The following is a 13719-nucleotide window of genomic DNA, read 5'->3' on the forward strand; positions in this document are numbered from 1 at the left end:
ATCTTTCATCGGTGGAAAGTTTCATGACACAGATATCACGCTCGCCCGAGTTTGCTCACCGTCCGATCGCCTCGATCAAGGGGTGCACGCGCCGTTATCCCGGCGTGCTCGCGCTCGACAACGCGACATTCGCGGTGGCCGGCGGTGAGGTGAGGGCGCTGCTCGGCAAGAACGGCGCCGGCAAGTCGACGCTGATCCGGATGCTGACCGGCGCGGAAATTCCCGACAGCGGCACCGTCGAGGTCGACGGCGAGGAGCTGCGTCACAGCGGCTCCGGCCGCGCCCAGGACGCCTTCGACAAGGGCGTCCGCGTCGTCTACCAGGAGCTGAGCCTGGTTCCGGGCATGACGCTTGCCGAGAACCTGTTTCTCGGACGCTGGCCGCGAAAGGGCGGCGTCATCCAGTATGCGGAGATGGAGGCGGAGGCTTCCGAAGCGATGGGCCGGCTTGGTCTCGACCGCGCGCCCAACACGCTGGTCTCAAGCCTGAGCCCGGCCGAGCGCCAGCTGCTGGAGATCGCGCGCGTTCTGCTTGGAAAGCCGAAGCTCGTCATTCTCGACGAGCCTACGAGTTCGCTTGCCGCGGCCGAGGCGGAAAAGGTCATGGCTGCGGTGACGCGCATCGCGTCCGAGGGCATTGCCGTCATCTATGTCAGCCACCGCATGAACGAAATTCGCCAGATCGCGCATTCCGCGACGGTCATGCGCGACGGACGCATCATCGACACGGTTGATGTCAAGGGCGCCGATACGCGCGAGATCGTCCGGCTCATGCTGGGCTCGGAAGGATCGCAGGCGGCGGCGCTGGAAAACAGAAGCCAGAGAAAGACCGTGCTCGAGGTTCGCAACCTCGCGCTGGCACCGAAGCTGAGTTCGGTCTCGTTCGATCTGAAGGCGGGCGAAGTTCTCGGCATCGCCGGGTTGCTTGGAGCCGGCCGGACCGAGCTGCTGCAGGCCATCATGGGCGTCCGGCGCCAGGACCAGGGCGAGGTGCTCGTCGACGGCGCCGCGGTCCGGCCGGGACACTACAAGCGCATGCTGTCGCGCGGCTTCGGCTACACGCCGGAAAGCCGCAAGGAAGAAGGCATCGTTCCCCTTCTCGGTGTCGACGAAAACACGCTTGCGACGAACTTTTCCGGCGTCAGCAAGAGCGGCGTTCTCTCGGCAAAAATGATGGCTGAGGCGACGCGCCGGGTGATCGAACGGCTGCACGTCAAGACCGCGCGCACGGATACGCCGATCGGCACGCTGTCGGGCGGCAACCAGCAGAAGGTCGTCATCGGCCGCTGGGTCTATGCCGACAGTCGCGTTCTCTTGCTCGATGAACCGACCAGGGGCGTCGATGTGGAAGCCAAGGCGCAGATCTATGCCATCATCCGCCAGCTGGCGGCCGAAGGGCGCAGCGTCATCTTCGTCTCCAGCGAGATCGAGGAGCTGCCGCTCGTTTGCGACCGCGTGCTGGTGCTGCGAGACGGAACCCTTTGCGAAGAATTCAAATCACCAAACATCGATCAGGACGCCTTGATGGCTGCCTGCATCGCAGGACATTGAGGGAGAGGCGCGATGTCACTCGACCAGGCTGCAACGTCAGCATCCACCCGAAAGAAGTCAGGCTTCAGCTTTTCCCAGCATATGAATGAGCTGAGCCTCTTCGTCGCGATCGTCGTTCTCTATGTGGTCTTCACATCGACGGCCAACGGCTTCCTTTCCTTCAACAACCAGATCAATATCCTTCGCGATGCGGCCACGATTGGCATCGCGGGCTGGGCGGCGACATTGATCATCATCGCCGGCGAGATCGATGTCAGCGTCGGGCCGATGGTTGCGTTCATCTCGGTCGTCCTCGCCTTTCTGCTGCAATGGGGCGTGCCGACGCCGGTCGCTTTCGCTCTTTCGATCGTCATCGGAGCGCTGCTCGGTTCGATCGCCGGCGCCTTACGCGCCTATTTCGACGTTCCTTCGTTCGTTGCAACGCTTGGGCTCTGGAGCGCTCTTAGAGGGACGGCCTTGTTCGTGACCGACGCGCTTCCCGTTTCGATTGGCCGCAACGATACGCTCGATGCGCTTGATCGCTCCGTTCTGGGCATTCCGCCTGCCGCGATCATCATGCTGGTCTTCTTCGCGATCTTTGCCTTCGTCAGCCGCAAGACCGCCTTCGGACGCTCCGTCTTCGCGATCGGCGGCAACGCGCACGCCGCGTTTCTAAGCGGCATCAGCGTCTCGAAGATCCGCGTGGCGCTCTTTGCGATCGCCGGCGCCATGGCAGCCATTTCCGGTATTCTTCTCGTTTCCCGTCTCGGCTCGGGCAATGCGACCGCGGCGACCGGACTTGAGTTCGACGTCATCGCAGCCGTGGTCGTCGGCGGCACGTCGCTTTCCGGCGGGCGCGGCTCCATGCTCGGCACCCTGCTCGGCGTTCTCGTCATCACGCTCATCGGAAACGGCCTGGTCCTGCTTGGCATCAATCCGTTCTTCCAGCAGGTCGTGCGCGGTCTCATCATCGTTATCGCCGTCCTCGCCAATATCCAGGCGATCAAGCGCAGCATGTCGCGCAACAAGGGCTGATGCGATGACGGTGGTTGATCTGAAATCTGGATCGTTTTCGCTTCGCGTCTCTTCAAAGGGTGGCCTGGTCCTGGGCTTCTGGAAGGAGACGCAGGGCGAAAGCGTGCCTCTGCTGCGCCCGGCGACGTCGTCCGAGGCGGACGCCTTGGCGTCCTCCTGCTACCCGCTAGTCCCCTTCGGTAATCGCGTCCGCGACAACCGGTTCGTCTTCGAGGGGGCCGAATATCGGTTCGAGCCGAATACCGAATGGGACAAGCACTATCTCCACGGCGAGGGCTGGCAGGCCGATTGGGCAATCGACCAGCAGACCGATGACATGGTCGAGATGAGCTTCGTCCATCGCGACGGGAATACGCCTTACGTTTACCGCGCAAGCCAGCGCTTCGCGCTCGATTCCTCTGGCCTGACGATGACGCTGACGGTCGAAAATCGCGGCGACAAGGCAATGCCCTTCGGCCTTGGCTGGCACCCTTATTTCCCGATGACGCCGCAAACGACGCTCCAAGCCCGGTCGCAGGCATTCTGGACCGAGGTCGGGGGCTGGCTCCCGGGTGAGCGGACGGATATCCCTGATGATCTCGACTTCGGCGAGCCGGCCGAGCTGCCGCATCGCTGGGTTAATAACGGCTTCGAAGGCTGGGACGGCGAGGCGACGATTGCGTGGCCCGAGCGGCGGACGGCATTGAAGCTGACCGCAGATCCCGTCTTCAGGCACGCCTTCGTCTTCGTGTCGGACACCGGCTTCGATCCAAGCTTCCAGCGCGACTATTTCTGCTTCGAGCCGATGACGCATCTGGCCGATGGCCATCACCTCTCCGATCTGGGCGACCTGAAGGTGCTGGCGCCGCACGAACGCCTCTCGGGCAGCGTTCGGCTGAGCCCTGAGGCCATTTGAGACTACACAGACTGGAGTTGGTGAATGTCCGCGAAAGACCGTTACGACTACATCATTATTGGCGGCGGAAGCTCCGCCTGCGTGGTCGCGGCCAAATTGGTGCGAGAGGGGAAGGCGAAGGTTCTTCTGCTCGAACGGGGGCCGGCGAAGGCAAACCCGATCATGCAGTTTCCCGCGGGCTACATGAAGTTCCTCGCCAAGGACACCTACCTGACCATGCACCAGACGAAGCCGCAGCCTCAGCTAGACGGGCGCGGCCCGATTGTTCCGCAGGGCAAGGTTCTGGGCGGCGGCAGCACTGTCAATGCCATGGTCTACATGCGCGGCCAGGCTGCGGATTTCGATCTGTGGAACGAGCTTGCGACGCCTGAAGGATCGAACGACGATGCCTGGTCGTACCGGGACCTGCTGCCCTACTTCAAGGCGCAGGAGGACAACGACCATCTCGCCGGCGAGTTTCACGGGGTTGGCGGCCCGCTGAAGATCTCCCATCTCGGCCATACCAGCCCGATGACGCGGACCTACGTGAAAACCCTGCAAGGCATGGGCATTCCCTACAATCCGGATTTCAACGGCGCCTATCAGTTCGGCGTCGGCTTCATGCAGCACACGATCGACTGGACGACGCGCAAGCGCTCGAGCGCCGTCGACGCCTTTCTGGCGCCGGTCATGAACGATCCGCTGCTGACGATCGAGACGGGCGCCACCGTCACCGTGCTCGATATGGACGGCGACCGTGTCACCGGCGTGCGTTACATGCAAAACGGCACGCAGAAGCGCGCGGAAGCCGGCAACGAGGTCATTCTGGCCGCGGGCGCCTATCAGACACCCAAACTGATGATGCTGTCGGGCATCGGGCCGGAAGACGAACTGAAGCGCCACGGTCTGAAGACGACCGTCGCCCTGCCTGGCGTCGGCAAGAACCTGCAGGACCACTATGAGTGCCCTGTCGTGGCGACCACGAAGGGATCGTTCGGCTATTACGGCCAGGATCGCGGCTGGCCGATGATCAAGGCCGGGTTGCAGTACCTGATGTTCAAGTCCGGCCCGGTGTCCACGACGGGTGTAGAGACCTGCGCCTTCTACGATCCCGACGGTAACAACGAGCGGCCAACCATCCAGATGTTCTGCGTGCCGACCGTCTATCTCGATCGCGATGTAATGGGGACCAAGCCGGGCGACGGCGTGACCATCAATTCGCTGCTGCTTCGTCCCAAGGCGCGCGGTTCCGTCACGCTGTTGTCGAGCGATCCCTTCGCTAACCCTATCGTCGACACGCAGATTTTCGCGCATCCCGACGATCTGCGGCTGACGATGGCCAGCTTCCGCTTTGCCCGCACGGTGCTCGACGCGTCTCCGATGAAGGAACTGATCGACAAGGAAATCTTTCCCGGCCCCAACGTCACGAGCGACGAAGCGGTCGCCGCTCATTGCAAGCGCACCGTCAAGACCGGCTACCATCCTGTCGGAACCTGCAAGATCGGTGCGGACAACGACCCCGAGGCAGTGCTCGACACGCAGTTGCGGGTCCGGGGTACGCGCGGCCTGCGCGTCGTCGATGCCTCCCTCATGCCGACCATTGTCAGCGGCAACACCAACGCGGCGGTTCTGGCCGCCGCCGGAAAAGCCGCCGACCTCATTCTCAGCTAATGCGAGTAAGACCATGAAGATCACCAAGCTCACGACCTATATCGTCCCGCCGCGCTGGCTGTTTTTGAAGATCGAGACCGATGAGGGCATTGTCGGCTGGGGCGAACCCGTCGTTGAGGGGCGAGCGCTCACCGTTCAGGCGGCTGTTCATGAGCTCGAGGACTACCTGATCGGCAAGGATCCGTTCCTGATCGAGGATCACTGGACGGTCATGTATCGTGGCGGCTTCTATCGCGGCGGCGCCATTCACATGAGCGCGGTCTCCGGCATCGACCAGGCGCTGTGGGATATCAAGGGCAAGGCGCTCGGCCAGCCTATCCACTCGTTGCTGGGCGGCCAGGTGCGCGACAAGATCAAGGTTTACAGCTGGATCGGCGGTGATCGGCCCGCGGACGTCGCGCGCAATGCGAGAGATGTGGTCGCGCGCGGCTTCAAGGCGATCAAGCTCAATGGCTGCGAGGAAATGCAGATCGTCGATAGCAACGAGAAGATCGACAAGGCCGTCGAGACGATCGCGACCGTCCGCGAGGCGATCGGCTCGCATGTCGGTATCGGTGTCGATTTCCACGGCCGCGTGCACAAGCCGATGGCGAAGGTGCTTGCCAAGGAACTGGAGCCCTACAAGCTAATGTTCATCGAGGAACCGGTCTTGTCCGAGCACCGCGAAACACTGAAGGAAATCGCCAATCATTGCTCGACGCCGATCGCGCTGGGCGAGCGTCTCTATTCCCGATGGGACTTCAAGTCCGTTCTGTCCGACGGCTACGTCGACATCATCCAGCCGGATTTGAGCCACGCCGGCGGGATTACCGAATGTCGCAAGATCGCGGCGATGGCCGAAGCCTACGACGTCGCGGTCGCGCCGCATTGCCCGCTCGGCCCCATCGCGCTCGCGGCTTGCCTGCAGGTCGATGCGGTCAGCTACAACGCCTTCATCCAGGAGCAGAGCCTCGGGATCCACTACAACAAGAGCAACGACATTCTCGACTACATCTCCAACAAGGAGGTGTTCCATTATGCCGATGGTTTCGTATCGATCCCGCAGGGACCCGGTCTTGGCGTCGAGGTGGATGAGGCCTATGTCATCGAACGTGCGAAAGAGGGGCACCGCTGGCGCAACCCGATCTGGCGTCACGAGGACGGCAGTTTCGCCGAGTGGTGATGGAGGCCGCCATGTCCAATCGTCTACTCAACAAGCGTATCCTCATCACCGGCGCCGCGCAGGGCATCGGCCTTGCTATCGCCAAGGCATTCGCGCGAGATGGCGCACGCCTGTTCCTGATTGATCGCGACGAGGCGCTGCTTGATCAGGAAGCGGCGAGGCTGAAGGGTGAGGGGTATCGGGTCGGCGCGCGATCGGCCGATATTACGGACGCCAAGGCGATCGTCGCGGCTGTCGCCGAGGCTGAAGCCGGGATCGGCCGGATCAACGCGCTGGTCAACAATGCCGGCGTCAACGTGTTTTCCGAGCCACTGGATACCAGCGACGAGGAATGGAACCGCTGCTTCGACATCAATCTCAAGGGGGCGTGGAACTGCTCGAAGGCGGTTCTGCCCGGCCTGATCGACCAGGGCGGAGGCGTGATCCTCAATATCGCCTCGACCCATGCCTTCACGATCATCCCGCATACCTTCCCATATCCCCTGGCAAAGCATGCGCTGCTTGGCATGACGAAATCGCTGGGGCTCGAATACGCGCCGAAGAACGTTCGCGTGAATGCGCTTGCCCCCGGCTATGTCGCGACCCAGAAGGTCATCGACTACTGGAACGGCTTTCCCGATCCTGAGGCGGCGAAGGCCGAGACGATGAAGCTTCATCCCGGAGGACGAATTGCGACGCCGGAGGAAATCGCCATGGCGGCCGTGTTCATGATTTCGGACGAGTGCCCGTTCATGAACGCGACCTGCCTGACGGTGGACGGGGGTCTGAGCGTTCTGCAGCACGCTGTATGAATGCGTCGGATAGATGTGCTCCACGTATCTTCACATCGGTCCACCACATCTGCCGGTTCGTGGAATGTGTTACCCCATCCGTTTGCTGTCGCTTCCCCAACCAGCCGACCCTCCAGGAAATCGAGTGCGCGGATGGTATCGAAACTAGCCGAGCCTCCCGCTGTAACGCAACCCGTTCCGCGACCAGAAGATCATCGCTTTCAACCGGCAGAAGCTGTCGTTCACCGAGCCCTGCTGCATCAAGAAGCCGAATATACGTCAGCAGTTGTGACCTGAGATCCATTCCCGTCAAACCCGTTGCAATCGGACGGGGTCCATATACATCCAGACATGACATCGCCCGTCAGAGGCCGGTTGGAAAATCGAAAAATTGGGATTAAACGAAGCCGCTAACGCGGCATAAAGCTGGGATAAGCTAGGCCTTAGCGGGCTGCGCATCTTTCGGCGGGTTTAGGTCAGAGAAACGTCCCTATCGCTCAATTGCACTCGCCTTGTGCCGGCATTGGCGAAAGTGATCGCTTGCATTAGACTGTGGTTTGGGCGCCCTGCGGCTTCGGGCTAGTGAGATCGGACGATCTCGTCGGGCAAGCAGGAAAGGCACCACATTCTGGAAGTCTGATTTCGAATTGGAGACTGGCGAACTTGAAATTGCCGTCCATCGCGGGCTTTCGACGTGAGGCGAATATGTTTGTGGAAGGGTCAGCGGCCGGATTACGGGCGGATGAGTTTGTGCTCTCGAATCTTTCGCCCAGTGTCGCTCAAAGGCGGTTCGCGCTTGGCGTTGTGTTCGTGCTGCTCGTTGTCTTTGTCATCGTGGCAGGCCCGCTCTCTGGGCTGCCACTGAGGCGGGTTGACGCCTTTATACCCGCCTACGGCACTGCGATTTTCCTCATCGACTCTATCACCGCAGCCCTGCTCTTCGCGCAGTTTTCCGTCCTACGCTCGCATGCGCTCCTCGCACTAGCGAGTGGCTATTTCCTGACGGCGCTCATCGCAATTCCTTGGACGCTCACATTTCCAGGCGTATTGGCGCCGGAGGGCGGCCTTGGCGGCGGCCTCCAGAGCACGGTTTGGCTCTATGTCCTGTCCCACGCGGGCTTCGCCGTGTTCGCGATCGTCTATACACTGTTGAAGGATGCCGATCCGATGGAGGCGCTGTCGCCACGCTCCATTCGTGCGAGGGTCTTTATGACTGTCGGATCAGTTACTGCGCTCGTCTGTTGCGCAACAGTCTTCGTTACAGCAGGCCATGCGTTCCTCCCGCGCATCATGCTCGACACGGCGGAGGTTTCCTATCTCTGGTACTACGTGGTCGGACCGATGGCGGGATTATTCGTCGTCGCGCTTTTCTTGCTATGGCTGCGGCACCGCTCGGTTCTCGATCTCTGGCTGATGTTAGTCTTGTTCGCATACATCATCGAGATCGCCCTAACCGCCTTTCCTATCCCGTACCGCTTTAGCGTCGGCTGGTATGCCGGGCGAGTTTACGGCGTGTTTTCCGGCAGCCTTGTGCTGCTCACCCTGATGAAAGAAGTGACGATGCTATACGGTGAACTGCTGCGCGCAGTCGTTGGCCAACGCCGCGAGCGCGAGGTGCGTCTGCTGACAGGGGACGCGGTCGCAGCCACCGTGGCGCACGAGATCAAGCAGCCATTGTCGGCGATAACTATGGACGCCAGTGCGAGCCTGCGCTGGCTTGATCGCGCGACGCCCAACATCGATGAGGCCAAAGCCGCATTACAGCAAATCGTGAACAACGGGCACCGTATGGGCGCGGTGATCGATAATATTCGGACGCTCTTCAAGACCGAAGCACGAATCCGGACTTCGCTCGACGTCAACAATCTGATCCGCGAAGCTCTGGCGCTCGTGCGCTACGATCTGCAGACGCATCGGGTAGCGGTTCAAACCGACTACAACCAATCGCTCCCAACGATAGAGGGCAACGAGGTTCAGCTGCAGCAGGTGCTCGTGAATTTGATCACGAACGCGATCGATTCAATGGCCACTGAAGATGGGGACCGGGTACTTTCCTTAAGGTCTAAAGTCTACGACTCCAGCTGTCTGATGGTGTCGGTGGAAGACATGGGGAAGGGCGTCGAGCCGAGCGCTATCGATCTGATATTCAAACCGCAGTTTACGACCAAGGTGAACGGGATGGGGATGGGGTTGTCGATTTGCCGGTCGATCATCGAGGCCCACGGGGGCCAGTTGTGGGTGACCGCCAATCTACCCCGAGGCGCCATTTTTCACTTCACGTTGCCCGCCCACCGGCAGCACTAGCGCCCGCAACAACGCACGGGCGGCCCGGAATTTTCCGGAGATGCAGCCGCCTGACCCCGGCGAGGTCAGGGAAGCGCTCTCCTGTGTCGCTAACGACGCCGATGGAGCCGAGAAATCATCGATCGCATCCCAAAGCAAACCAAGAAGGCGCCACTTCGAAAAGAGCGTTTCGATCTTAATGCGGCAATCAATGAAGTGGTCATATTGGTGCGAAGCGTGACCACGCGGAATGGTGTTTCGGTCCAGACCCGGCTATCGGCGGAATTGGTTCCGGTTCTGGGAAATCACGTTCAGCTACAACAAGCTTTGCTTGTTCATCATGCACCTATAGCCATTCGCAGGACCCGTCGTGTGGGCACCCAGTTATGCAACTACAGTGGCGCTCCGCATCGAGTTGTCTGAGAGAATGGCATCCGTGTGCCGCCCGTGTCCCGTAAACCTTGGCTTATATTGACGATGATTGCGAAGCCAATTCGGCATGGCTCGTGATCGACGCTTCCGCCGGGCCAAAGAGGTCGCGCGTCTAATCAGCTTTGACAGAGGGAAATCGCCTGGTCGTCGGTTCGGCTCCTTTCAAGAGCTGAGGAAGCGGAGAATAATTTCGTGAGCTATTTCTCGCGCGCTTTCACAGATGCTTACGTTAATGACGGCGGGTCCCCTTCATGCTAAGTCTCCAGCGATGACCCGACCGGAAATTCTCGTGACGCCTGCCCAATTCGATATGTTTGCTGAGGACGTGGCCGCTCACGAGGCCAAGTCCGTCTCCGAACGGCCGACGAAGCGGATGGCTGCCGGGGCAATGGGTGAGGCGGATATGGTCTCGCTCCTGATGGCGACTGGCCGCTATCGTATTTTGCACAAGCTCGAACCACGGCAGGTCGCCCAAACGCCCCGGCCACAGTTTCCGATGTTCGGCGTCATCCTCGACACGGAGACGACGGGGCTCAATCACCGCAAGGACGAGATCATCGAAATCGGCGCTATCGCGTTCTCCTTCGATAGTGAGCGTCGGATTGGCGACATCACCGGTGTTTATGGCGGTCTTCGGCAGCCGAGCTTTCCGATCCCCCCTGATATCACCAGGCTGACCGGCATCACCGACGAGATGGTCGCGGGACAGACAATCGATATGGAGGCTATGCGGTCGCTGATCGAGCCGGCGGACCTGATCATTGCCCACAATGCCGGCTTCGACCGTCCGTTCAGCGAAGCATTCTCATCGCTATTTTCCAACAAGGCGTGGGCATGTTCGAACACCGAGATCGACTGGTCTTCACGCGGGTTCGAGGGCACGAAGCTCGGGTATCTGATCGGCCAGGCAGGCTTCTTTCACGACGGTCACCGAGCGGTAGATGACTGTTTTGCTTTGCTGGAAGTGCTCGATCGGGATACGGGCGCTGAAATGATGACGCCGTTCGCCGAACTTTATGAGGCAAGCCAGAGATGCCGGGTCCGGATTTTCGCCGAGAACAGCCCCTTCGATCTCAAGGATCACCTGAAGGCGCGCGGCTATCGATGGTCGGACGGAAGCGAAGGAAGGCCCAAGTCATGGTGGATGGAAGTCAGTGAACCTGACCTTGAAGAAGAGCTTCGCTATCTGAGAAGCGAAATCTACCGCTATCCTGACGCGGATCCGCCGATCCGGTATTTGACGGCATTTGACCGCTTCAGGGCCTGATGGCTTGGAAACAGGCGCAAGCTCGTACGCCTGTGCATGATACGCACGTCTGTATTGCGGTGCAGCGTCTTTCGCGTTTTCCAACGAGCCCGTATAACTAGCTCCACCGAAGCGATGCACATCCTCCTGCAAAGCTTCGTATTTTCAGGCGGACCGTTCCTCCTCCCGAGGACGCCTGAGTGAACGGCGATACTCCTCCTCCCGATCGCTGTTCGAATATTTCAAAAGCCTGCCGCACGTCCTCCCGCGGCAGCCTTTTTCGTTTCTGTTTTTTTGCTGGGATCCGGGAAGACGTTACAGGTAGCGTGGGGATCCGCCGAGGGCCATGGGTATCGCCCCGCCTGTCGCCAAAATGCTGGATCAGCCCCCCGGCTGAGGCATTCCTACGCTTCATTCCGATCAAGCGCACACTTTACATCATAGAAACATAGTTGCTAAGATGAATTGTTGATGCGAATTGAAGTGTGCCTGTTGGTGCGCGATTTTCAAAAGGATGATCACAGTGTCTCGAAATTATGCCGCCTATGCCGATGATGCGTTCTCGGGCAAGACTGTTCTCGTAACAGGCGCAGCGAGTGGAATGGGTCTCGAGACGTCTCGCGCTTTCGCCTCCAAGGGGGCGGAGATCGTTATGGCCGATCGCGATCAGGATGGGCTTGCGCGGTATGCTTATGAACTTCGTGCAACCGGCGCGAAAATCCACACCGTGACGGTCGATATTGCAAATCAGGACAGTATCGCCGCGCTCTTCGACTACTGTGATGCCAATCTCGCAGGGCTCGACAACGTTGTGACCTGTGCGGCTATCATTACCGCAAGGCGGCTCTTCGAGCAGGATTGGGCGCATTGGCACAAGGTACTCGATGTCAATCTGCTCGGGACGTTCTTTACTGTCCAAGCGGGCGTGAAGCGCATGCTTGATAACAGCGACGGCGGGAACATCGTCTGCGTTGCCTCCGACGCCGGTGTGCATGGTGGCGGCGGGCTGATTGCAGACACTGCTTATGCCGCCTCCAAGGCCGGGACGCTTTCCTTGGTCAAGTCGATCGCGCGCGAACTGGCGGGAAAGAAGGTGCGGATCAACGCGCTCAATCCGGGGCCGACAGATTCGCCGATGCATTCCCATATCGATCAATCGCTGAAGGATCGCATTGCCGGCAATCTGCCGATGCGCCGCATGGGCAGGCCTGATGATATGGCGGCAGCCATCATGTTCCTCTGCTCGGATGCTGCAAGCTTCGTCTATGGCGCCGCCCTCGATGTCGACGGCGGATCGATGTTCCGCTAGAGGAGACAGACCATGGCAGAGACGAAGCACCGCTATGCTTATGCAGCCGATATCCCTGAATACGATGAGGTTGACATTCTCGTCATCGGTGGCGGACCATCGGGATTGTCGGCCGCGATCGCAGCGGCGCGGCTTGGCGCCAGGGTCCGGCTTGTCGAACGCTATGGCTTCTTGGGCGGCAACCTCACAGCCGGGCTTGTCGGGCCTTGCATGACGTCCTACTCGCTCGATGGCAGCCAGCAGCTGATACGCGGCATCTACGAAGAATTCGTGCAGCGCATGATGGCGATTGGCGGCGCGTTGCACCCAAGCACGATCCCGGCCGGTTCTGCCTATTGCGGCTTCATCGTCCACGGTCATGACAAGGTGACCCCGTTCGAGCCGGAGGCGGCAAAGGTCGTTGCACAGCGCATGTGCGTCGAAGCTGGTATGGATCTGCTGCTGCACACAATGGTCGTAGATGCGATCGTCGATGATCATGGCGAGACGCCACGTGTGCTTGGTGTCGTTTGTGCCGGCAAGGGCGGCCTGAAAGCGGCGCGCGCCAAGGTCGTCGTTGATTGCTCGGCCGATGGCGACGTTGCGCATTTTGCAGGCGTTCACACGCGCCAGGGACGCGACAGCGACGGACTGGCGCAACCCCAGACCCTGTTCTTCCGGGTGCAGAATGTCGATGACGCGGTCGTGGAGGAGTATGTTCGTTCGCATCCCGACGATTTTCGGCCATTTTCGTCGATCGTTGCGAAGGCGACCGCGGAGGGACGCTTTCCTGCACCGCGGCGCGGTATCGGTCTCTATAAGACGATGGAGCCGGGCGTCTGGCGGATCAACACCGGTCGCGTGCTCCGCCGCAACGGTGCCGATGCCGCAGAGCTTACGTTGGCGGAAATGGAAGGCCGCGAACAAACGGTCGCCCTTCTCGATTTCTTCCGCAACAACCTGCCGGGCTTCGAGAATGTGGAGCTCAGGGATACGGCAACGCAGATCGGCGTTCGCGAAACGCGACGCATCGAGGGTGATTATGAATTGACGCTCGAAGACCTGCACAGCGGCCGGCCGTTTGAAGATGTCATTGCGCTTTGCGGCTATCCGCTGGATATCCACGATCCGACTGGATCGGGCGGAGGCACAGGCGGCGATGCGCCGTCAACGGCCAATGTCTATCAGATACCGTACCGGGTTATGGTGCCGCGTTTCCATGAAGGTCTTCTGGTGTCTGGCCGAGCAGTGTCAGCAACGCATGAGGCATTGAGCGCAATCAGGGTCATGCCGCCTTGCTTCGCGCTCGGTCAGGCGGCCGGCGTGGCTGCCGCACTTTCGATCGGAAACCGTGCCAGCCCGCGGCATGTGGACTATGCCGACCTTCGGAGAGAGTTGCTGGCCCAGGGCGCCTATCTCGGCTAACGAC

10 protein-coding genes are annotated in these 13719 nt (G+C 60.4%); all 10 read left to right on the forward strand.

The window, feature by feature from the left end; translation table 11 throughout:
* Positions 1 to 23 precede the first annotated feature (23 nt).
* Positions 24 to 1550: a sugar ABC transporter ATP-binding protein gene (locus ACPYOJ_RS16225; RefSeq protein ID WP_481417179.1), complete on the forward strand. Its 1527-nt coding sequence runs from the start codon at positions 24 to 26 to the stop codon at positions 1548 to 1550.
* 12 nt (positions 1551 to 1562) lie between these two features.
* A complete protein-coding gene (locus ACPYOJ_RS16230; RefSeq protein WP_481417180.1) occupies positions 1563 to 2564 on the forward strand; it encodes an ABC transporter permease in 1002 nt (333 codons plus the stop codon).
* Positions 2565 to 2568: 4 nt separating this feature from the next.
* Complete coding sequence (locus ACPYOJ_RS16235; protein WP_481417181.1) at positions 2569 to 3459, forward strand: aldose 1-epimerase; 891 nt, start codon at positions 2569 to 2571, stop codon at positions 3457 to 3459.
* 24 nt (positions 3460 to 3483) lie between these two features.
* Entirely contained in the window at positions 3484 to 5109 is a 1626-nt protein-coding gene (locus tag ACPYOJ_RS16240; protein WP_481417182.1) for a GMC family oxidoreductase, read from the forward strand.
* Positions 5110 to 5122: 13 nt separating this feature from the next.
* A complete protein-coding gene (dgoD, locus tag ACPYOJ_RS16245) occupies positions 5123 to 6271 on the forward strand; it encodes a galactonate dehydratase (RefSeq protein ID WP_481417183.1) in 1149 nt (382 codons plus the stop codon).
* Between the two features lie 11 nt (positions 6272 to 6282).
* The gene (locus tag ACPYOJ_RS16250) at positions 6283 to 7062 is read left to right on the forward strand and encodes an SDR family oxidoreductase (RefSeq protein WP_481417184.1); all 780 of its coding nucleotides are present in this window, start codon (positions 6283 to 6285) and stop codon (positions 7060 to 7062) included.
* A gap of 642 nt (positions 7063 to 7704) precedes the next feature.
* The gene (locus ACPYOJ_RS16255) at positions 7705 to 9345 is read left to right on the forward strand and encodes an MASE4 domain-containing protein (protein ID WP_481417185.1); all 1641 of its coding nucleotides are present in this window, start codon (positions 7705 to 7707) and stop codon (positions 9343 to 9345) included.
* Positions 9346 to 10066: 721 nt separating this feature from the next.
* Positions 10067 to 11023: a 3'-5' exonuclease gene (locus ACPYOJ_RS16260; protein ID WP_481417212.1), complete on the forward strand. Its 957-nt coding sequence runs from the start codon at positions 10067 to 10069 to the stop codon at positions 11021 to 11023.
* 502 nt (positions 11024 to 11525) lie between these two features.
* On the forward strand, positions 11526 to 12311 hold the full coding sequence (locus ACPYOJ_RS16265) for an SDR family NAD(P)-dependent oxidoreductase (RefSeq protein WP_481417186.1): 786 nt from the start codon (positions 11526 to 11528) through the stop codon (positions 12309 to 12311).
* 12 nt (positions 12312 to 12323) lie between these two features.
* Positions 12324 to 13715 carry an FAD-dependent oxidoreductase gene (locus ACPYOJ_RS16270; protein WP_481417187.1) on the forward strand — a complete coding sequence of 464 codons (1392 nt, stop codon included), beginning with the start codon at positions 12324 to 12326 and terminating at the stop codon, positions 13713 to 13715.
* The last annotated feature ends 4 nt before the right edge of the window (positions 13716 to 13719 follow it).

It is taken from the genome of Rhizobium sp. SVR5-9E (assembly GCF_056755095.1).